Below are 19,416 nucleotides of genomic sequence, written 5' to 3'. Positions count from 1 at the left end.
CGGTCCTTACTTTCCGGCCTCGATCCCAGGTTCCAAGGAGAGACCCAGATGCCCACCCATGCCGTCACGGACGACACCTTCGACGCCGAGGTGCGCCAGTCCGACATTCCCGTCGTCGTCGATTTCTGGGCCGAATGGTGCGGCCCCTGCAAGCAGATCGGCCCGGCCCTGGAAGAGCTGTCGGTCGAGCTGGAAGGCAAGGTGAAGATCGTCAAGGTCAATGTCGACGACAACCCGACCAGCCCGGCCCAGCTGGGCGTGCGCGGCATCCCGGCGCTCTTTCTGTTCAAGGATGGACAAGTCATTTCCAGCAAGATCGGCGCCGCGCCCAAGGCCGCGCTGCAGAACTGGATCCACGAATCCGTCTGACCCCAAGTTCAGGCTGAGACAAAGGGGCGCCCCGGCGCCCCTTTTTCGTGCCCGGCTTGTGGGGCAGCATCGCGCGCATATATCGGACCCGGAAATCGCAGGAGAACGGCATGTCGAAAACCGAGTTTCCCGGATGGCACGGGACCACCATCATCGGCGTCCGCCGCGGCGGGCAGGTAGTGATCGCGGGCGACGGACAGGTCAGCCTGGGCCAGACCGTCATCAAGGGCACCGCCCGCAAGGTGCGCAAGCTGTCGCCGGGCGGCTACGACGTCGTCGCGGGGTTCGCCGGATCGACGGCCGATGCCTTCACACTCCTCGAACGGCTGGAGGCCAAGCTGCAGGCAACCCCGGGCCAGCTGCAGCGCGCCGCGGTCGAGCTGGCCAAGGACTGGCGCACCGACAAGTATCTGCAAAAGCTCGAGGCCATGCTGATCGTCAGCGACGGGGCCGAGCTTTACGTGATCACCGGCGCGGGCGACGTGCTTGCCCCCGAATTCGACGTGGCCGCCATCGGATCGGGCGGCAACTACGCGCTGGCCGCGGCCCGGGGGCTGATGGAAAATACCGAGCTTTCGGCCGAAGACGTCGCCCGCAGGGCGATGGCGATCGCGGCCGATATCTGCGTCTACACGAACGGCAACCTGACGGTGGAGACCATTTCCCGATGACCGACCTGACCCCCCGCGAAATCGTCTCGGAACTCGACCGGTTCATCATCGGCCAGAGCGATGCCAAGCGCGCGGTCGCGGTCGCGCTGCGAAACCGCTGGCGGCGCAAGCAGCTGGCCGACGACCTCCGCGAAGAGGTCTATCCCAAGAACATCCTGATGATCGGCCCGACCGGCGTCGGCAAGACCGAGATTTCGCGCCGTCTGGCCAGGCTGGCCCGGGCGCCCTTCATCAAGGTCGAGGCGACCAAGTTCACCGAAGTGGGCTATGTCGGCCGCGACGTGGAACAGATCGTGCGCGATCTGGTCGATATCGCGCTGGTGCAGACCCGCGACTGGATGCGCGAGGACGTCAAGGCCGCCGCCTACAAGGCCGCCGAGGACCGGGTGATCGCCGCCATCGCCGGATCGGATGCGCGCGAGCAGACCCGCGAGATGTTCCGCACCAAGCTGAAGAAGGGCGAGCTTGACGACACGACGATCGAGCTCGAGATCACCGACACCTCGAACCCGCTGCAAGGGATGGAGCTTCCGGGCATGGCGCCGGGGCAGGGCCAGCAGGGGATGATGTCGCTGGGCGATCTCTTCGGCAAGGCCTTCGGCGGGCGCACCGTCAAGAAGCGGATGACCGTGGCCGAAAGCTACGAGATCCTGATTTCGGAAGAGGCCGACAAGCTTCTCGACGACGAGACGGTGAACCGGACCGCATTGGAGGCGGTGCAGGAAAACGGCATCGTCTTTCTCGACGAGATCGACAAGGTTTGCGCCCGGTCCGACATGCGCGGCGCCGATGTCAGCCGCGAGGGCGTACAGCGCGACCTGCTGCCGCTGATCGAGGGCACGACGGTCTCGACCAAGTACGGGCCGGTGAAGACCGACCATATCCTCTTCATCGCCTCGGGCGCGTTCCATATCGCCAAGCCCTCGGACCTGCTGCCCGAATTGCAGGGCCGGTTGCCGATCCGGGTGGAACTGCGCGCACTGACCGAGGGCGATTTCGTCCGCATCCTGACCGAGACCGACAACGCCCTGACCCGGCAATATACCGCGCTTATGGGCACCGAGGATGTCACCGTCGAATTCACCGAGGACGGTATCGCGGCGCTGGCCCGCGTCGCGGCCGAGGTCAATGAAAGCATCGAGAATATCGGCGCGCGGCGGCTTTACACGGTGATGGAACGGGTCTTCGAAGAGCTCAGCTTCACCGCGCCCGACCGGGGCGGCGACAGCGTCCGGGTCGATGCGGATTTCGTCGAGAAAAACCTGGGCGAGCTGACCAGATCGGCCGACATGACCCGCTATATCCTCTGATCCCGCCTAGCGGGGGCGCCGGAGATAGACGTAGAAGGCGCCCTCGCCGCCATGCTTGCGGTGGGCGGGGGTCACCTGCAGCACCGCGCCGGTCAGCGGCGCCTGTTGCAGCCAGTGCGGCACCTGCCGCCGCAGAACCCCGCGCCGGTCGGCGAAGGCCGGTTCCCATTCCGTGCCGCGCCCCTTGCCGGTGATCACCAGCACCAGCCGCCGCCCCTCGGCCTGACTGCGCAGGATGAACCCGATCAGCGCCGGATGCGCTTCGGCCAGGGTCATGCCGTGCAGGTCAATCCGTGCCTCGGGGTCGAGCTTGCCCCCCTTCATCCGCAGAAACGCCTTGCGGTCCATGCGGATCGAGGCCGGGGCCGGGTCGGGCGCGGCGGCCGGGGAGGGCGCCTTGGCGCCCAGCCGGAACGGTGCCAGCGGCGGCGCCGCTGCCTTGAGCGGCGGGGCGGGGACCGGCGCGGGCGGTGCCGTGTCGGGCACGGGGTCGGGGGCTGCCTCGCGCATCGGGCGAACCCGGCGCGCGACCTCGTCCCAAACTGCGCGGTCCTCGCGGCTGAGGCGGCGACGACGCAAGGCTCAGCCTCCGGGCAGAAGCGCAAGCGCCAGGTCGATCGGCAGCAGCACCACCATCCGGCCCGGATCGCGCACCTCGCCCGCCAGCCGCCCGGCCCCTGCGCCGGTGCCATAGAAAATGTCGGCCCGCTGCGCCCCCTTGATCGCCGAGCCGGTATCCTGCGCGACCATCAGCCGGTGCAAGGGATGCCGCCCGCCCTTCTCGATCCAGACCGGGGCGCCCAGCGGCACGTAGGCGGGATCGACCGCGAGACTGCGCATCGGCGTGACCGGGCGGTTCATCGCCCCGAGCGGCCCCTTGCCCGGCGGCAGCGCGTCGAGTTCGCGGAAGAAGACGAAGGACGGGTTGTGCAGCAAAAGCTCGGCCCCCGCTTCGGGATGGCGCCGGACCCAGGCGCGGATCACCCGGGCCGAGACCTGATGCGCCTCATAGACCCCGCGCCGGACCAGCTCTTTGCCGATCGACCGGTAGTCGTGGCCGTTCTTGCCGCCATAGCCGACGCGCAGCAGGGTGCCGTCGGGCAGGGTCAGTCGGCCCGATCCCTGCACCTGAAGAAAGAACACGTCGACCGGGTCTTCAAGCCAGGCGATTTCCAGCCCGCGCCCGTCAAGCACCCCGCCTTCGGTGATCTCGCGGCGCGAGAACCAGGGCCGGTCGGCGGGCAGGTCGGGCGGCAGGCGGTAGATCGGATAGCGAAAGCGGGCATCGGGGGCGCGGGCGGCCTTGAGCACGGGCTCGAAATAGCCGGTGAACAGCGCCGGGCTGTCGCCGCCGATCAGGACCGGCCGGAAGAACAGCTCGAAGAAGCTGCGGGCGCTCGACTGCCGTTCGGACAGGGCACAAAGCGAGGTCCAGGGCGGATCGGGCAGGTCGGGGCAGGTTTCGCGGAAGGTGGCCAGCGCCTGGGCATGATCGTCGGTGTCCCAGCCCTTGAGATCGGCAAAGGACAGCATCTCGACCGATGGCGCCGCCGTGCCCGGGCCGGCGCCGCCCAGGGCCATCGCCAGACAGACCGCCGCCCCGAAGCCGCGAAGCGCGCGCGAGGGCGCCTCGTCGCTGGTCGGGGAGGGTGCTGCGCTGCGCTTTTCCACGGGGCCCTGCTGTCGCGATCCGCTGCGCCGCGTTCCGCCCGACCCGGGTCCGGCCGGGCGCAGGCGCGCGCCCCGGGCGCAGGTCGGGGCCAAGCCCCGTGATAGCGCCAAACGCCGCCCGGTCCCAGACCGGATGTGCCGAAACCGGCCCGGATCGGCGGAATGATCGAAAGACAGGCTGACCCGGCAGGCCGCAGTCCCGCCGGGCCGGTCACCCGGTCAGCGGCAGTTTTCGAGCCGCGCTTCCAGCGCCAGTTTCCGGCCCTTGGCGGCCGCGAGATCGCCCGCCTTGTCGCCGCCCGAAAGGGTCGACATCGGCACCAGGATCAGGAAGACGCCGATCGCATCGGCGGTCGCGGCGCCCGATTGCTTGCGCGACAGCTCTTCGACCTCGGCATTGACCTTCATCAGCTCGTCACGGGCCTTTGTGCAGCTCATCTTGTCGTACATGCCGGCGGGCATCGGAGCGGGCGCGATGGCGTCGGGGCGTTTGGCACAGGCAGAAACCGACAGGACCAGGGCAACGGACAGCAGTCCGACGAAACGATATTTCACTGCAGCAACCTCAAAAAATGGAACTCATCACGAAAGGGTGAATACCTTCCCGGGATGAGAATGCCAGCCGTTTCGCGCCGGGAGAAATCTGACGCAGCGTTTGGAACCGCGGGGCCGGGTAGAGGGTTCAGGACACCGGAGCCCAGAGCACGTCTTCGATCCGCGGCGCGGCGGTGGCCAGCATCGCCAGCCGGTCGAAGCCGAGTGCGATGCCCGAGGCGGGCGGCATCAGCGCCAGCGCCGCAAGGAAATCCTCGTCCAGCGGATAGCGCTCGCCATAGACGCGCTCTTTCTCGTCCATCTCGGCCTCGAAGCGGCGGCGCTGTTCGGCGGGGTCGGTCAGCTCGCCGAAGCCGTTGGCCAGTTCGACCCCGCAGGCATAGACTTCGAACCGTTCGGCCTCGCGCGGGTCGTCGGGGCAGGCCCGCGCCAGTGCGGCTTCGGCGGCCGGATAGCGGTCGAGCACGGTGATCCGGCCGCGCCCCAGATGCGGCTCGATCCTCTCGACCAGAACCCGGCTGAAGATGTCCGACCAGCTGTCGCCCGCGCCGAAGGCGATCCCGGCGGCGCTGGCCTGGGCGGCAAGCCCGTCCCGGTCGGTGCCGCCCCCGGGCGCAAGCGTCGCCAGAAGGTCGATCCCGGCAAGATCGGCGAAGGCTTGCGCCACCGACAGCCGCTCGACCGGGGCGAAGGCATCGCACTCCTGCCCGCCATGGCAAAGCCGCCTTGTGCCCGCCGCCTCGCAGGCCAGTTGCAGCATGCGGGCGGTGTCCTCCATCAGCCGGGTGTAATCCTCGCCCGCGCGATACCATTCCAGCATGGTGAATTCGGCGCTGTGGCGCGGCCCGCTTTCGCGGTTGCGCCAGACATGGGCGAAGGCCGCGATCCGGGTCTCGCCCGCGGCCAGCAGCTTTTTCATCGCGAATTCGGGCGAGGTGTGCAGATACATCCGCCGCGTCCCCCCGTCCGTGCCGATGGCCTCGGTCGCGAAGGCATGCAGATGCGCCTCGTTGCCGGGGCTGATCGCCAGCGCGGACGGGTCGACCTCGACGAAATCCCGAGCCGCCAGCCAGCCCCGGATCGCGGCCTGAATCCGGTTGCGCGCCAATAGCGCCGGGCGGCGGTCGGCATGCCGGGTCGGGGTCCACCAGGGCGTGTCGGTCATGCGCTGCGCCTTTCTTTCTTCTGGAATTTCGCGCCAAGTTCGGCTACGGCCGTGTCCGATCAGCCGGATATACCGCAGCAAGACCGTCCACAAGGAAACCCCCGTGAAAGTCATCGCCTCCTCGCTCCGCAAGGGCAACGTCGTCGAAAAGGATGGCCAGCTCTACGTCGTTCTCAAGGCCGAGAACTTCCATCCCGGCAAGGGCACGCCCACCACCTCGGTCGACATGCGCCGGATTTCGGACGGCGTGAAGACCACCGAGCGCTGGAAGACCACCGAACAGGTGGAAAAGGCCAATGTCGACGAGCGCGAATACGACTTTCTCTATGACGACGCGGAAGGGTTCCACTTCATGAACCCGGAAAGCTTCGATCAGGTGGCGGCGCATCCCGACGTTGTCGGCGACTCGGCGGCCTATCTGCAGCCGGGGATGCGGGTCTTCCTGCAGACCTTCGAGGGCAACCCGATCTCGATCGAACTGCCGCAGAAGATGGTGGTCGAGGTGGCCGAGACCGAACCGGTGGTGAAGGGGCAGACCGCCTCGTCGAGCTACAAGCCCGCGATGACCGATATCGGCGTGCGGGTCATGGTGCCGCCGCATATCGACGTCGGCACCCGGATCGTGATCAACACCGCCGACAACACCTACGTCGAACGCTCAAAGGACTGATCCGGGCGGGATGTCCGGCCGCCTGCCGCGCGGCCGGACCCGAGGACGCCTAGCGCGTCTTCAGAAGCGCGATCACCGCCGCTCCGATCTCGGCCACGGCGGCGTTGCGCGTGGCCCAGTCGGCGGGACAATCGGACAGATAGATCGCCACGATGGCCGGCGCGCGGCCCGGGGACTGGATCATCGCCACCAGATTGCGGGTATAGTCCTTGCCGCCGCCCGACTTGTCCGAGACCGTCCAGTCCGGCGGCGCACTGGCACGGATCAGGGACGCAGTGACCGAGCCATGGCTCATCCAGTCCGCAAGGCGTGCCCGAGAGGCGGGCGACAGCACATCCCCCAGCAACAGCCTCTGCCAGGTCGCCGCCATCGCCGCGGGGCTGGTGGTGTCGCGCGGATCGGCCGGGTCCAACAGGTTCAGGTCGGGTTCGGTGCGGTCGAGCCGCGTCACCGGATCGCCGATCCGGCGCAGAAAGGCCGTCACCTCCTGCGGGCCGCCCAACCGCGCGATCAGCAGATTGGCGGCGGTGTTGTCGCTCATGTCGAGGGTGGCGAGGCAGAGATCGCCAAGCGTCATCGTCCCGCCGACATGGGTCTCGGCCACCGGGGCGTAGTCGAGGATCGCCTCGGGCGGGATCGCCACCGCATCGCCCAGCGACAGCAATTCCCGGTCGGCGCGATCGAGCACAGCGGCGCACAGCACCGACTTGAAGGTGCTCGCCATCAGGAACCGTTCTGAGTCGCGGTGGCCCCAACCCCAGTCGGACCCGCTGTCGCGGATTGCGACGCCGATCCGCGCGGGCAGGGCGCTTTCAAGCCGGGAGATGGTGTCGGTCAGGGCCTGGGCCGCGTCGTCCTCCGCGGTGCGGGCGAGGGCAGGGCCGCACAGCGCAAGGCCGAGGGCAAATCCCGCCAGAAGGCGAGGCAGTCGAAGGGCATGGGACATCGCGAAAGACACTCCTTGGCGGCGACCGGCCGACCGGGTCTGGGCCCGAAAGGGCCGGTCATGGGGATCGAGGGCGCGCGTGGTCCTGTAGATCTGATAGCGAGGCACCCCGTCCGGGACCAACGAGAAATCGTCACGCGCCGCATGAGCAGAGGTAATGGAGATGGACCGGCCCGACATTCCGCTGAACGGCCCGCGCGTCTTCGAGGTCGCGGCGCGGCAGGGCAGCTTTACCCTCGCGGCAGTCGAACTGCGGGTGGCACAGGCCTCAGTCAGCCATCAGATCTCGCGGCTGGAAGATCTGCCGGGCACCGCGCTTCGGCCGCGCACGCCCCGCGGACTGGTGCCGACCGACGAGGGCGGATGCTGTGTCCGGTGCTGGAACAGGGGCACGACGGAATGGCGGGGGCGCTCGACCGGATCGCGCGCCGACGCCGGAAATGGCCCGTCTTGCCGCCTGGCTGAAGGCCGAGGCACTGAAAGGGGACGAGGGGCCTTCAGGCGCGCCGCCGCATCGCGGCCTGGCGCGTCACTCGTCGGTCGCGACGAGCTGCCAGTTCGGATCGTCCGAGCCCATCACGCGGGCAAAGGTCCAGACATCGCGCTGACGCTTGATTTCGCTGGGGCTGCCCTCGACGATCTCGCCCGCCTCGTTGCGCACGACCGAGGTCAGTTCGCCCACGAACCGCACCATCAGTTCGGCCTCGCCCGTCTCGCGGTCATAGGTCGCATCCTTCAGCGACAGCTCGCGCACGCCGACGAAATTGGCATCGACCGACAGGCCCTGTTCCTCGCGAAGCCGGATCACTTCGGCAAAGCTGTCGCGGACATCGGGGGCCAGAAACGCCGCTACGTCCTCGATGGTGCCATGCTCGAAGGCCATCAGGATCATCTCGTAGGCGCCGCGCGCGCCATGCAGGAATTCGCCCACCGAAAAGCCCGGTTCGGCCAGTTTCATCGCTGCCAGCGCCTTCGCGGCCGGGCTGCCATCCTCGACATGGTCGGTGATGTCGGTATCGGGACCGCCCTCGATCACTTCGAAAGCCCGGCGGCTGTCGGCCCGGCGCGCCGCGGGATCGGGCATCTGCACGGGCGGTTTTTCAAACCCTTCGCGCGTGCCAAGGACGGATCGCAGCCGCAGGATCAGGAACACGGCGATCCCGGCGAGAACCAGAAGCTGGATGATGGCAGAGCTCATGAAAACCTCGCGGGTCGCGGGAAGCGTTTGTATCGAAGCGTTACCGCACATATGTAAGGTACGCCTTCGATCAAGTCCACCGGGCCGCACGAAGCAGAATGAGGTGATGCAATGTGGCTTTTCCTGCTGTTCCTGTCGATCCCGCTGATCGAGATCGCGCTTTTCATCCAGGTGGGCGGGCTGATCGGGCTGTGGCCGACGCTGGGCATCGTGCTGGCGACCGCCGTGGCGGGCACCTGGCTGATGCGCCAGCAGGGCGCGCTGGCGCTGTCGCAGGTGCGCAATTCGTTCAACGAGTTGCGCGACCCGACCGAGCCGCTGGCCCATGGCGCGATGATCCTCTTTGCCGGGGCGATGCTGCTGACGCCGGGCTTTTTCACCGACACGATGGGCCTTCTGCTGCTGATCCCGCCGGTCCGGTCGGCGGCCTATCGCTGGCTGTCCAAACGCGTGGTGGTGCAGTCGGTCGGCTTCGGCGCCCCGCCGCGCGGCGGCCCGGCCCATGCCCGGCCGCGCCCGGCCCGCGAGGACATCATCGACGGCGATTTCGAGGACCTGTCGTCGCAGGGCGCACCGGAAGACCGTGACTCGCTGCCGCCTTCGGGCTGGACGCGGCATTGAGCGGCGGGGACTGACCTGCTAAGCGAAAGCGCAACGCAACCCTTCGCAGGAGCACGCCATGAGCGAGACCGAAGGCAACGGCGCCGCCGCGCAACCGCCGCAAGTGAGACTGCAGATCCTGGGCCAGTACATCCGGGACATGTCCTTCGAAAACATTCTGGTCCAGAAGGGCGCCTCGGGCGAGGTGACGCCCGACGTGACGGTGCAGGTCGCACTCGACGCGCGCAAACGTCCGGCCGAGCACCAGTACGAGATCATCACCAAGTTCACCGTCTCGTCGAAGAACAAGGCCGACCAAAGCCAGCTTTTCCTGATGGAACTGGACTATGCCGGGCTCTTCCATATCGAGAACGTGCCCGAGGACCAGCTGCATCCCTTCCTGCTGATCGAATGTCCGCGCATGCTGTTCCCCTTCGTGCGGCGCATCGTGTCGGACGTGACGCGTGACGGCGGTTTCCCGTCGCTGAACCTCGAGCCCGTGGATTTCGTGGCACTGTACCGTCAGGAAATCGCGCGCCGCGCCGCCGCCGTTCAGAACGAACAGACGCCGAGCGGCACCGCCTGACCCCGCTCAGTCGTAGGTTTTCCAAAGCGCGCCGTCGCCCATCGCCTGAACAAAGGCCCGATGGGCGGCGGCTTCGTCATCCGTAAGTCGCGGGGGCAGGGGGGTCGGCCGCGGGCGCGGGCGCCAGGCAGCGGCGTCTCCCTCGGACCCGCCGCCCGTGGCCCGAGACCGGGTGGCCAGCATGAAATCGGGTTGTCGGCCGCCGATCAGTTCCAGATAGACCTCGGCCAGGATCTCGGAATCGAGCAAGGCGCCGTGCTTTTCGCGCATCGTGTTGTCGATGCCGAAGCGGCGGCAGAGCGCGTCCAGCGTCGCGGGCGAACCCGGAAACTTCTTGCGCGCCATGGCCAGCGTGTCGAGCGCCTGGCTCATCGGCAGCTTGGGCAGGCCGAGCCAGCCCAGTTCGGCGTTCAGGAACTTCATGTCGAAACTGGCATTGTGGATCACCAGTTTCGAATCCTGCACGAAATCGAGGAATTTCCGCCCGACCTCGGAAAAGGGCGGCTTGTCGCGCAGCGTGACCTCTCCGGGCTTCGCCGGTCGCGGATTGGCCAGAATATCCGGCCCGATCCCGTGCACGCCGAAAGCCTCGTCCGGCATGTCGCGGCCGGGGTTGATATAGACGTGAAACGTCTCGCCGGTCGGCAGATGGTTCCAGAGCACGACGGCGCCGATCTCGACGATCCGGTCGCCGGTCTCGGGCTCGAAACCCGTGGTCTCGGTGTCGAGAACGATCTCACGCATCGGCAGTCCCCAGCTTGTCGATCAGCGCCGCGACCCCGGCCCCGGCCTGGTCGAGCGTCAGCGTCTCGATCACATGATCGGCGCGGGCGCGTTTTTCGGCATCGGGCATCTGCCGGGCCAGGATCGCGTCCAGCTGCGCCTCGGTCATGCCCGGACGGTCCAGCACCCGGGCGCGCTGAACCTCGGGCGTCGCGGTCACCACCAGCACCGCGTCGAGCCATTTATCGGCCCCGGTCTCGAACAGAAGCGGGATGTCCAGCACCAGAAGCGGCGCCTCGCGGTGCCGGTCGATGAAGGCCTGCCGGTCGGCCGCGACCAGCGGGTGCACCACCGCCTCGATCCGCATCAGCGCCTCGGGCTCGCGCGCGATCCAGGCCTTCAGCGCGTCGCGGTCGACGGCCCCGTGACGGACCGCCTCGGGGCAGAGCGCGGCCAGCGGCCGGACCGCGCCGCCACCTTCGGCATAAAGCGCGTGCACGGCGGCATCGGCATCCCAGACAGGCACGCCCTTCTCGCGGAACAGCGCGGCTGTGGTCGATTTGCCCATGCCGATGGAGCCGGTCAGGCCCAGAAGAAACGGCCGGCTCATGCGTCCAGCAGCACTGCGCGCGCGGCCTCGTCGACCTCGGGGCGGCGACCGAACCAGCGCTCGAAGCCCGGCGCGGCCTGATGCAGCAACATCCCCAGCCCGTCGACCGCGACGCAGCCCCGCGCGCGCGCCTCGCGCAGGAAGGCGGTTTCCAGCGGCACATAGACCAGATCGCTGACCACCGCATCGGGCGAAAGCGCGTCGAGCGGCACCTTGAACTCGGCCTTGCCGACCATGCCCAGCGACGTGGTGTTCACCACCGTCGCGGCGCCGTCGATCATCGCGGCCGCCTGCACCCAGTCATGCACCACGATCTTGGGACCGAACTCGGCCCGCAGCGCCTCGGCGCGCGAGCGGGTGCGGTTGGAAACGCGGATCTCGCGCACGCCCTGTTCCGACAGCGCGGCGACGACGGCCCGCGCGGCGCCGCCCGCCCCCAGAACCGCGGCGGGCCCGGCGGTCGGATCCCAGCCCGGCGCGCCCTGGCGCAGGTTCTCGATGAACCCGATCCCGTCGGTATTGTCGGCATAGACCTTGCCGTCGGCGCGGAAGATCAGCGTGTTGGCCGACCCGATCAGGGCGGCGCGATCGGACACGGAATCGGCCAGGCTGAGGATGGTTTCCTTGTGCGGAATCGTGACGTTGATACCCACGAATCCCATGCGCGGCAGCGCCTCGAGCACCTGTTTCAGGTCGGCATGGGCCACGTCCATCGGAATGTAGAAGCCGCGAATGCCGTAGCGTTCCAGCCAGTGGCGGTGCAGCAGCGGCGATTTCGAATGCGCGATGGGAGAGCCGATGACACCGGCGAGGGGGATTCTGTCACTCATGCCATCAAGACTCCTCTGGTCGTCAGGAAGGTCAGCAGCGGTAGCAAGGGCAAACCCAGAACATCAAAATAGTCGCCCTCGATGGCGGAAAACAGACGCACGCCTTCTTCTTCCAGCTTGTAGCCGCCCACCGCATCGCGCACGGCGGGCCAGTTGCGGTCAAGATACTCGTCCAGGTAGCGGTCGGAAAACGGCCGCATCGTCAGCGAGACCTCGCCGACATGGCGCCAAAGCGGGCGCATGTCGTCATAGACCACCACCGCCGACAGAAGCTGATGCTTGCCGCCCCGCAGGCTGCGCAGCTGATCGCGCGCCGCCTCGCAGGTTTCGGCCTTGGCCAGCACCTTGCCACGATGGGCCAGCACCTGGTCGCAGCCGATCACCAGGGTACCGGGGTGCTTTTCGGCGACCCGCTTGGCCTTGAAGGCGGCCAGTTCCTCGGCGATGTCGCCCGGCCCCGCGGCCTCGGCCTCCATCGCGGCACGGATCGCGTCTTCGTCGACGCGCGCGGGCACGACGTCGAAGACAAGCCCCGCCCGGGTCAGAAGCTGGCGCCGGATGGCAGAGCCGGAGGCAAGGATCACAGGTTCGGGCATCGGTTCGGGCATTCTGGGCAACCCTGTGGAAAAACACAGGTGAGACGGTCGCACGGTTTCAGGATAAGAGGCCTCAGAGCCTTGGGGTGCCGTTCCGGGGTGGAAATGTCAAGAATCCGGGGACTCAAATCCACCGTGGATGGATGGGATCCCGACCTGTGAACGAATCGTCGCAGACCATTCATTCAAAAGTTATCCACAGATCGCAGACCGATCCATGAGGTGTATTTTCTTTTTACAATATAAGGTTACCGATTTTCCGCGCAGATCTCGACAAGTTATCTCCACTTTCTTCCACAAGGGCCCGAGCTGTGGATGAGAGCGTGGAGTGACCAGTAATCCACATCCTCCACAGGCCCTACAAAATCATCATCTTTTCTTTTCTTTTCCTATTGCTCTAGAAGAGGCGCGGTAGGCGACCAAGCGTAGCGAGGCAGACGATGTCCGAATTCCTGTCCAACCTGTATCCGTGGACCAAGTCGCTCCACATCATCGCAGTGCTGACCTGGATGGCCGGGTTGTTCTATCTGCCGAGGATCTTCGTCTATCACACCGAAAAGGTGACCCCGGGCCACGAGACGGACGCGCTGTTTCAGGTCATGGAGATGAAGCTGTACCGCTACATCATGAACCCTTCGATCATCGCGGTCTGGATCTTCGGGTTGGCCTTGGTGCTTACACCAAATGTGGTGTACTGGGACTCGATCTGGCCCTATACAAAGGGGGCCTGCGTGATCGCGATGACCTGGTTCCACATGTGGCTGGGGGCGCGGCGCAAGGATTTCGTGGCCGGGCGCAACACCCGGACCGGTCGGACCTTCCGCATGATGAACGAAGTGCCGACGCTTCTGATGCTGGTCATCGTGTTTTCGGTGGTCGTCAAGTTCTAGGCCGCGCTGCTCCGAGTTGACTCGGGGGCCGCACCGGGCTAAGCAGCTTTCTTAACTCGGATCGTCCGGTCCGGGGATTCCCGTATAACGTGTGCGCAGCCTGCCCGGCGCCGTCATCCGCAAAGCTTTCCCATGACCCAAGACTGTCTGAACCTTGCCGATCTCAAGGCCCAAAGCCCCAAGGATCTTCTTGCCATGGCGGAAGAACTTGAGATCGAGAACGCGTCGGCGATGCGCAAGGGCGAGATGATGTTCTCGATCCTGAAAGAGCGCGCCGAAGATGGCTGGGAAATCTCGGGCGATGGCGTCCTCGAGGTCCTGCAGGACGGCTTCGGCTTCCTGCGCTCGCCCGAAGCGAACTACCTGCCGGGTCCGGACGACATCTATGTCTCGCCCGACATGATCCGCATGCATTCCCTGCGCACCGGCGACACGGTCGAGGGCGTGATGCAGGCGCCGCGCGAGAATGAACGCTACTTCGCGATCACCAAGGTCACGAAGATCAACTTCCAGGATCCCGAGCAGGCCCGGCACAAGATCAACTTCGACAACCTGACGCCGCTTTACCCGGACGAGCGGCTGAAGATGGAAATCGAGGATCCGACGATCCGCGACCGGTCGGCCCGGATCATCGATCTGGTGGCGCCGATCGGGAAGGGCCAGCGCGCGCTAATCGTGGCGCCGCCGCGGACCGGCAAGACCGTCCTGCTGCAGAACATTGCCAATTCGATCGAGACCAACCACCCCGAGACCTATTTGATCGTCCTGCTGATCGACGAGCGGCCGGAAGAGGTCACCGACATGCAGCGGTCGGTGAAGGGCGAGGTCATTTCCTCGACCTTCGACGAACCGGCGACGCGCCACGTCGCCGTGGCCGAGATGGTCATCGAAAAGGCCAAGCGTCTGGTTGAACACAAACGAGATGTTGTGATCCTTCTCGATTCGATCACAAGACTTGGGCGGGCCTATAACACCGTCGTGCCGTCCTCGGGCAAGGTGCTGACCGGTGGTGTCGACGCCAATGCGTTGCAACGGCCGAAACGGTTCTTCGGGGCCGCGCGAAACATCGAAGAGGGCGGGTCGCTGACCATCATCGCGACCGCCCTGATCGACACCGGCTCGCGCATGGACGAGGTGATCTTCGAGGAATTCAAGGGCACCGGTAACTCCGAGATCGTGCTCGACCGGAAGGTCGCCGACAAGCGGGTCTTCCCGGCGATGGACATCCTCAAATCGGGCACGCGGAAAGAGGATCTTCTGGTCGACAAGTCCGATCTGCAGAAAACCTTCGTTCTGCGCCGGATCCTCAACCCGATGGGCACGACCGATGCCATCGAGTTCCTGATTTCCAAGCTCAAGCAAACCAAGACGAATTCGGAATTCTTCGATTCGATGAACACCTGAGGCGGCGTCGCCCGGAGGTGATCCCTGGACACGATCTTCGCCCAGGCGACGGCACGCGGAAAGGCGGGCGTCGCCGTGATCCGCGTTTCCGGCCCGCGGGCCATGACGGCTGCGCGCGCGCTGGCCGGATCGCTTCCCGCACCTCGACAGGCGGGCCTGCGTCGCTTGACTGATGCCGAGGGCGTGCTTCTGGACGAGGCTCTGGTGCTTTGCTTTGCGAAGGGGGCGAGCTTTACTGGCGAGGATGTTGTAGAATTTCAATGCCATGGCAGCCCTGCAACGGTCGCTGCAGTGTTGCGTGCCTTGGGCGAACAGGATGGGCTGCGGCTGGCCGAGCCCGGAGAGTTCACCCGGCGGGCGCTGGAAAATGGCGTGCTGGACTTGGCCCAGGTCGAGGGGCTGGCAGATCTGCTTGAGTCAGAGACAGAGGCTCAGCGGCGTCAGGCCATGCGCGTCCTGTCGGGAGCCCTTGGGGAAAAGGTCGCGTTGTGGCGCGAGTCTCTGGTCCGCGCTGCCGCGCTGCTGGAAGCCACCATCGATTTTGCTGACGAGGATGTACCGGTCGACGTGACCCCCGAGGTCGCCGGTCTTCTTTCCGGGGTCTCGACCGCGCTTGAGACAGAGATCGAGGGCGTCGCAATGGCCGAGCGCATCCGGGAAGGCTTTGAAATCGCCATCGTCGGACCGCCGAACGCCGGAAAATCCACGCTTTTGAACCACTTGGCGGGCCGAGAGGCGGCGATCACTTCAGAACACGCGGGCACGACGCGCGACGTGATCGAGGTTCGGTTGGATCTGCGCGGTCTTCCCGTGACATTTCTCGACACCGCCGGCCTGCGCGAGAGCACCGACGAGGTGGAAACCATCGGGATTGCGCGAGCCATCGACCGGGCAACCGCGGCGGATCTGCGCGTCTTCCTTCTTGACGAGACGGGCCGAACCGAGGGCATGGCGCCGGGGCCGGAGGACATCGTTTTGCGCGGCAAGGCCGATCTGGACAGCGGGGCGGCAGGTGTGTCGGGCAAAACGGGGCAGGGCGTGGCCGAGCTGGTCGAGCGAATTGCCGCGATCCTTGATGACCGCTCGACACGGGCGGTCACGGCGACGCGAGAACGGCATGCTGAAGCGATGAGGCGGGCGCGAGGCGCTATCGCCGAGGCGCAGAATCAGTTATCTCACGGCATGGAAACGGCGGAGCTGGCGGCTGAGGATATCCGCCGGGCAGCGCGGGCGCTCGAGTCGCTGCTTGGCAAGATCGATGTCGAAAACCTGCTCGATGAGATCTTTGCGCGCTTCTGTCTGGGAAAGTGAGGAGTGTTTCACGTGAAACATCGCAGCTTCGATGTCGTCGTGGTCGGCGGCGGCCATGCCGGGGCCGAAGCGGCGCATGCCGCTGCCCGGCTGGGCGCGCAGGTCGCCCTTGTGACACTGCGCCGCGACGGGATTGGCGTCATGTCCTGCAATCCGGCCATTGGCGGGCTTGGCAAGGGGCACCTGGTGCGGGAGGTCGATGCGCTTGACGGGCTGATGGGGCGGGCGGCCGACCGTGCCGGGATCCAGTTTCGGCTTCTGAATCGTCGTAAGGGGCCCGCCGTGCAAGGGCCACGCGCCCAAGCTGACCGAAAATTGTACCGCAACGCCGTGCAGACGATGCTGTCCGTCACGCCCGGCCTGGAGATCATAGAAGGTGAGGCCGCCGACCTGATCGAACGCGATGGTCGTGTGGCGGGGATTGTCCTCGCGGACGGGGGGGAGATCACGGCGGGCGCCGTGGTTCTGACGACCGGGACATTCTTGCGCGGCGTCATCCATATCGGCGACCAGCGTCGGCCCGGCGGCCGGATCGGGGACCGGCCCTCCGTGCGTCTGGCGGAGAGGATCGACGGCTTCGGTCTCCCGCTCGGTCGGCTCAAGACCGGCACACCGCCTCGCCTTGACGGAAGGACCATCGATTGGGATCGGCTTGACAGCCAGCCCGGCGATGAGGACCCGGTCTTGTTTTCATTTCTGTCGAAAGGGATCGAGGTTCGTCAAGTGGCCTGCGGAATTACGCACACGAACCCGCAGACGCATGAAATAATTCGGGAAAATCTGCCTCGCTCGGCGATGTACGGCGGTCATATCGAAGGGGTCGGCCCGCGCTACTGCCCCTCGATCGAGGACAAGGTCGTGCGCTTTGCCGACAAGGAATCGCATCAGGTCTTCCTTGAACCCGAGGGCCTCGACGACCCGACCGTCTATCCGAACGGCATTTCGACATCTCTGCCCGAGGACGTGCAGGAGGCTTACGTCCATTCCATAGTGGGGCTCGAGTCGGCACAGATCCTGCAACCCGGTTATGCCATCGAGTATGACTATGTCGATCCGCGCGCGTTGTGCTCGTCGCTGGAATTGCGCGACGTGCCGGGGTTGTTCCTTGCCGGGCAGATCAACGGCACGACGGGCTACGAGGAGGCGGCCGCCCAGGGGTTGGTCGCCGGGCTCAACGCCGCGCTGCAAGTGAAGGGCCAGGGGCCCGCGACCTTCACGCGGACGACAAGCTATATTGGCGTGATGATTGACGATCTGGTGACGCGCGGTGTCAGCGAGCCCTATCGCATGTTCACTTCGCGCGCTGAATTCCGTCTTTCGTTGCGCGCAGACAACGCGGATCAGCGCCTCACGCCCGCGGGGATCGAGGTTGGCTGCGTGGGTGAGACGCGCAAGCGCGCCTTTGGCGACAAGATGGAGCGGCTTACTGCGGCGCGTGGTCGGCTGGAATCCCTGTCTCTGACGCCAAAGCAGATAGCGGCTGCGGGGATCAAGGTCAACGCGGACGGGACCCGTCGAAACGGCGCCGATCTTCTTGCCTTCCCGGATGTCGTGTTCGACGACCTGATTCCGCTCGATCCCGCGCTTGAGAATGTCGATATCGAGATCCGAACCCAGTTGGCGCGCGACGCACTATATGCGCATTACATCGATAGACAGGCCCAAGATGTAGAAGCCATGCGCCGTGACGAGGCGCAAAGCCTCCCGGCGGACTTCCCTTACGATCAGTTGGAAGGTCTGTCGACCGAATTGAAGTGCAAGCTGTCACAAGCACGGCCAGAAACTCTGGCGCAGGCCGCGCGCATCGACGGCATGACCCCGGCGGCCGCGACGCTGATTCTGGCGCGGCTTCGGCAGATGGGGCGACGATCGGCATGAGCGGCTCCCTCCAGGTGCTCGGCGATGTTTCACGTGAAACATCCGAGCGACTGTCCGCCTATGCTGCGCTTCTGCGCAAGTGGAACCCGGCGATCAATCTTGTGGCGCGCTCGACGCTGGACGATCTGGAGACCCGACATTTCAAGGATTCCGCACAGCTTTTCGGGCTATGCCCGACAGACGCCCGCCATTTGGTCGATTTGGGAAGCGGCGGAGGCTTTCCGGGACTCGTGATTGCCATCCTGGCGCGCGAATTGGCCCCGGATCTGCATGTGACGCTGATTGAGAGCGATCAGCGGAAGGCCGCGTTTCTGCGGACGGTGTGCCGGGATCTCGGCCTTGCGGCGACAAACGTGATCGACTCCCGAATCGAGTCAGCGAAACCGCAGGGCGCGGATGTCCTGTCGGCCCGCGCCCTGGCCCCGTTGCCCCGGCTTTTGGACTACGCAGACAGGCATCTGGCGCCCGGAGGCGTCGCACTCTTCCCGAAGGGCGCGCGTTTCGCTGAAGAGCTCGACGCGGCACTTGCATCCTGGCGGTTCGACGTTCAAAACCATCCCAGTAAGACCGATCCGCAGGCCGTCGTTCTGAAACTCGGAGGCATCGCCCGTGTCTGATCCCACGCGCCCCAAAGGGCCGAAAATCATCGCGGTTGCAAACCAGAAGGGCGGGGTGGGCAAGACCACCACCGCCATCAATGTGGCCGCGGCGTTGGTCGAGCTTGGCAAGACCGTGCTGATTGTCGACATCGATCCACAGGGCAATGCCTCGACCGGACTGGGGGTCGACCCCGACGCGCGGACCCGGACCACCTACGATCTGATCCTCGGCGACGCCCCCTTGTCCGAAATTCTGATGAAAACGAAATCGGACCGGCTTTATATTGCGCCATCAACCACGGATCTGAGCTCGGCCGATATCGAAATGGTGGCAAACGAGCGGCGCAGCTTTCTGCTGCATGACGCCTTGCGCCAACCGGCGATTGACGCCTACGCGTTCGATTTCGTCTTGATCGACTGCCCACCGGCGCTGAGTCTTCTGACGGTCAACGCGATGGTGGCGGCTCATTCGGTGCTGGTGCCGCTGCAAAGCGAGTTTTTCGCGCTGGAAGGGCTGTCGCAGTTGATGCTCACGATCCGCGAATTGCGCCAGACCGCGAACCCGACGCTTCGGATCGAGGGCGTGGTGCTGACCATGGCCGACCGCCGGAACAACCTGTCTCAACAGGTCGAAAACGATGCGCGGGCCTATCTGGGCGATCTGGTGTTCCAGACCGTGATCCCGCGCAATGTACGGGTCAGCGAGGCGCCGTCCTATGCGATGCCAGTGCTCGACTACGATCCGAATTCACGCGGGGCCGAGGCTTATCGGGCTCTGGCGCAGGAAATGCTGGAGCCGAAGGTGCCGGTTGGCGCCTGAGGCGGGGAGATTGA

At 65.9% G+C, this 19,416-nt stretch carries 22 protein-coding genes and 1 pseudogene; 13 read left to right on the top strand and 10 right to left on the bottom strand.

The annotated features are described in order from the left end of the window. The first annotated feature begins 48 nt into the window (after positions 1-48). The 3 genes from trxA (at position 49) to hslU (ending at position 2,350) form a co-directional block, all read left to right on the top strand. Positions 49-369 (top strand): thioredoxin, encoded by a 321-nt coding sequence (gene trxA / locus DSD19_RS10050; RefSeq protein WP_075784124.1) that lies wholly within the window; start codon positions 49-51, stop codon positions 367-369. Between the two features lie 110 nt (positions 370-479). Further along, positions 480-1,040, top strand: coding sequence for an ATP-dependent protease subunit HslV (gene hslV, locus DSD19_RS10045; protein WP_075784125.1), 561 nt, complete (start codon positions 480-482; stop codon positions 1,038-1,040). Next, on the top strand, positions 1,037-2,350 hold the full coding sequence (gene hslU / locus DSD19_RS10040) for an ATP-dependent protease ATPase subunit HslU (RefSeq protein WP_113669483.1): 1,314 nt from the start codon (positions 1,037-1,039) through the stop codon (positions 2,348-2,350). Before hslV ends, hslU begins: the two co-directional genes overlap by 4 nt. Before the next feature lie 6 nt (positions 2,351-2,356). Here the strand turns inward: hslU and DSD19_RS10035 are convergent, their stop codons facing one another. From DSD19_RS10035 to epmA, 4 genes are all read right to left on the bottom strand, one after another. After that, positions 2,357-2,929: a Smr/MutS family protein gene (locus DSD19_RS10035; protein ID WP_113669482.1), complete on the bottom strand. Its 573-nt coding sequence runs from the start codon at positions 2,927-2,929 to the stop codon at positions 2,357-2,359. Between the two features lie 3 nt (positions 2,930-2,932). After that, positions 2,933-3,931 (bottom strand): murein transglycosylase A, encoded by a 999-nt coding sequence (locus DSD19_RS10030; protein WP_113669547.1) that lies wholly within the window; start codon positions 3,929-3,931, stop codon positions 2,933-2,935. A 309-nt stretch (positions 3,932-4,240) separates the two neighbouring features. Continuing rightward, positions 4,241-4,576 carry a hypothetical protein gene (locus DSD19_RS10025; protein ID WP_075784128.1) on the bottom strand — a complete coding sequence of 112 codons (336 nt, stop codon included), beginning with the start codon at positions 4,574-4,576 and terminating at the stop codon, positions 4,241-4,243. A gap of 127 nt (positions 4,577-4,703) precedes the next feature. After that, entirely contained in the window at positions 4,704-5,741 is a 1,038-nt protein-coding gene (gene epmA, locus DSD19_RS10020; protein ID WP_113669481.1) for an EF-P lysine aminoacylase EpmA, read from the bottom strand. Positions 5,742-5,844: 103 nt separating this feature from the next. On the opposite strand from epmA, the gene efp reads away from it, so the two are divergent. Next, a complete protein-coding gene (efp, locus tag DSD19_RS10015; protein WP_075784130.1) occupies positions 5,845-6,411 on the top strand; it encodes an elongation factor P in 567 nt (188 codons plus the stop codon). A 49-nt stretch (positions 6,412-6,460) separates the two neighbouring features. Here efp and bla read toward each other — a convergent pair whose 3' ends face one another. Next, positions 6,461-7,357, bottom strand: coding sequence for a class A beta-lactamase (bla, locus tag DSD19_RS10010; protein WP_113669480.1), 897 nt, complete (start codon positions 7,355-7,357; stop codon positions 6,461-6,463). 157 nt (positions 7,358-7,514) lie between these two features. Between bla and DSD19_RS22325 the strand changes: the two are divergent. Then, positions 7,515-7,658 (top strand): annotated as a pseudogene (locus DSD19_RS22325) (LysR family transcriptional regulator); the annotation flags it as partial. Positions 7,659-7,886: 228 nt separating this feature from the next. On the opposite strand, the gene DSD19_RS10000 reads toward DSD19_RS22325, so the two are convergent. Beyond that, positions 7,887-8,555 (bottom strand): Tim44/TimA family putative adaptor protein, encoded by a 669-nt coding sequence (locus tag DSD19_RS10000; protein WP_075784131.1) that lies wholly within the window; start codon positions 8,553-8,555, stop codon positions 7,887-7,889. A gap of 111 nt (positions 8,556-8,666) precedes the next feature. Between DSD19_RS10000 and DSD19_RS09995 the strand changes: the two genes are divergently transcribed. Then, positions 8,667-9,176, top strand: coding sequence for an FxsA family protein (locus tag DSD19_RS09995; RefSeq protein ID WP_113669479.1), 510 nt, complete (start codon positions 8,667-8,669; stop codon positions 9,174-9,176). Positions 9,177-9,234: 58 nt separating this feature from the next. Further along, on the top strand, positions 9,235-9,741 hold the full coding sequence (gene secB / locus DSD19_RS09990; protein ID WP_075784133.1) for a protein-export chaperone SecB: 507 nt from the start codon (positions 9,235-9,237) through the stop codon (positions 9,739-9,741). A gap of 6 nt (positions 9,742-9,747) precedes the next feature. Here secB and dnaQ read toward each other — a convergent pair whose 3' ends face one another. Genes dnaQ through DSD19_RS09970 form a run of 4 tightly spaced genes read right to left on the bottom strand, consistent with a single transcriptional unit; the run spans position 9,748 to position 12,500 of the window. Further along, positions 9,748-10,485, bottom strand: coding sequence for a DNA polymerase III subunit epsilon (dnaQ, locus tag DSD19_RS09985; RefSeq protein ID WP_113669478.1), 738 nt, complete (start codon positions 10,483-10,485; stop codon positions 9,748-9,750). Further along, positions 10,478-11,074, bottom strand: coding sequence for a dephospho-CoA kinase (gene coaE / locus DSD19_RS09980; protein ID WP_113669477.1), 597 nt, complete (start codon positions 11,072-11,074; stop codon positions 10,478-10,480). The genes dnaQ and coaE overlap by 8 nt, the downstream gene beginning before the upstream one ends. Beyond that, complete coding sequence (locus DSD19_RS09975) at positions 11,071-11,904, bottom strand: shikimate dehydrogenase (RefSeq protein ID WP_075784136.1); 834 nt, start codon at positions 11,902-11,904, stop codon at positions 11,071-11,073. The genes coaE and DSD19_RS09975 overlap by 4 nt, the downstream gene beginning before the upstream one ends. Next, on the bottom strand, positions 11,901-12,500 hold the full coding sequence (locus DSD19_RS09970) for a nucleoside triphosphate pyrophosphatase (protein ID WP_075787424.1): 600 nt from the start codon (positions 12,498-12,500) through the stop codon (positions 11,901-11,903). The genes DSD19_RS09975 and DSD19_RS09970 overlap by 4 nt, the downstream gene beginning before the upstream one ends. A gap of 440 nt (positions 12,501-12,940) precedes the next feature. Here DSD19_RS09970 and DSD19_RS09965 point away from each other — a divergent pair, with 440 nt between their 5' ends. The 6 genes from DSD19_RS09965 (at position 12,941) to DSD19_RS09940 (ending at position 19,402) form a co-directional block, all read left to right on the top strand. Beyond that, positions 12,941-13,390, top strand: a complete 450-nt coding sequence (locus DSD19_RS09965) for a CopD family protein (protein ID WP_075784137.1) — start codon at positions 12,941-12,943, stop codon at positions 13,388-13,390. Between the two features lie 132 nt (positions 13,391-13,522). Beyond that, positions 13,523-14,794, top strand: a complete 1,272-nt coding sequence (gene rho / locus DSD19_RS09960; protein WP_075784138.1) for a transcription termination factor Rho — start codon at positions 13,523-13,525, stop codon at positions 14,792-14,794. A 24-nt stretch (positions 14,795-14,818) separates the two neighbouring features. After that, the gene (gene mnmE / locus DSD19_RS09955) at positions 14,819-16,105 is read left to right on the top strand and encodes a tRNA uridine-5-carboxymethylaminomethyl(34) synthesis GTPase MnmE (protein ID WP_113669476.1); all 1,287 of its coding nucleotides are present in this window, start codon (positions 14,819-14,821) and stop codon (positions 16,103-16,105) included. Positions 16,106-16,117: 12 nt separating this feature from the next. Further along, on the top strand, positions 16,118-17,983 hold the full coding sequence (gene mnmG, locus DSD19_RS09950; RefSeq protein ID WP_113669475.1) for a tRNA uridine-5-carboxymethylaminomethyl(34) synthesis enzyme MnmG: 1,866 nt from the start codon (positions 16,118-16,120) through the stop codon (positions 17,981-17,983). After that, positions 17,980-18,600 (top strand): 16S rRNA (guanine(527)-N(7))-methyltransferase RsmG, encoded by a 621-nt coding sequence (gene rsmG, locus DSD19_RS09945; RefSeq protein ID WP_113669474.1) that lies wholly within the window; start codon positions 17,980-17,982, stop codon positions 18,598-18,600. The genes mnmG and rsmG overlap by 4 nt, the downstream gene beginning before the upstream one ends. Continuing rightward, complete coding sequence (locus tag DSD19_RS09940; RefSeq protein ID WP_113669473.1) at positions 18,593-19,402, top strand: ParA family protein; 810 nt, start codon at positions 18,593-18,595, stop codon at positions 19,400-19,402. Before rsmG ends, DSD19_RS09940 begins: the two co-directional genes overlap by 8 nt. Positions 19,403-19,416: the final 14 nt, after the last annotated feature.

Source organism: Rhodovulum sp. BSW8, from assembly GCF_003314725.1.
Lineage (GTDB): Bacteria > Pseudomonadota > Alphaproteobacteria > Rhodobacterales > Rhodobacteraceae > Rhodovulum > Rhodovulum visakhapatnamense.
This window is presented reverse-complemented; position numbering and strand designations above follow the sequence as displayed.

Coding starts and splice junctions, on each gene's coding strand:
- trxA (WP_075784124.1), top strand. CDS start 49: ATGCCCACCCATGCCGTCACGGACGACACCTTCGACGCCGAGGTGCGC.
- hslV (WP_075784125.1), top strand. CDS start 480: ATGTCGAAAACCGAGTTTCCCGGATGGCACGGGACCACCATCATCGGC.
- hslU (WP_113669483.1), top strand. CDS start 1,037: ATGACCGACCTGACCCCCCGCGAAATCGTCTCGGAACTCGACCGGTTC.
- DSD19_RS10030 (WP_113669547.1), bottom strand. CDS start 3,931: ATGGCCCTGGGCGGCGCCGGCCCGGGCACGGCGGCGCCATCGGTCGAG.
- epmA (WP_113669481.1), bottom strand. CDS start 5,741: ATGACCGACACGCCCTGGTGGACCCCGACCCGGCATGCCGACCGCCGC.
- bla (WP_113669480.1), bottom strand. CDS start 7,357: ATGTCCCATGCCCTTCGACTGCCTCGCCTTCTGGCGGGATTTGCCCTC.
- DSD19_RS10000 (WP_075784131.1), bottom strand. CDS start 8,555: ATGAGCTCTGCCATCATCCAGCTTCTGGTTCTCGCCGGGATCGCCGTG.
- DSD19_RS09995 (WP_113669479.1), top strand. CDS start 8,667: ATGTGGCTTTTCCTGCTGTTCCTGTCGATCCCGCTGATCGAGATCGCG.
- secB (WP_075784133.1), top strand. CDS start 9,235: ATGAGCGAGACCGAAGGCAACGGCGCCGCCGCGCAACCGCCGCAAGTG.
- dnaQ (WP_113669478.1), bottom strand. CDS start 10,485: ATGCGTGAGATCGTTCTCGACACCGAGACCACGGGTTTCGAGCCCGAG.
- coaE (WP_113669477.1), bottom strand. CDS start 11,074: ATGAGCCGGCCGTTTCTTCTGGGCCTGACCGGCTCCATCGGCATGGGC.
- DSD19_RS09975 (WP_075784136.1), bottom strand. CDS start 11,904: ATGAGTGACAGAATCCCCCTCGCCGGTGTCATCGGCTCTCCCATCGCG.
- DSD19_RS09970 (WP_075787424.1), bottom strand. CDS start 12,500: ATGCCCGAACCTGTGATCCTTGCCTCCGGCTCTGCCATCCGGCGCCAG.
- DSD19_RS09965 (WP_075784137.1), top strand. CDS start 12,941: ATGTCCGAATTCCTGTCCAACCTGTATCCGTGGACCAAGTCGCTCCAC.
- rho (WP_075784138.1), top strand. CDS start 13,523: ATGACCCAAGACTGTCTGAACCTTGCCGATCTCAAGGCCCAAAGCCCC.
- rsmG (WP_113669474.1), top strand. CDS start 17,980: ATGAGCGGCTCCCTCCAGGTGCTCGGCGATGTTTCACGTGAAACATCC.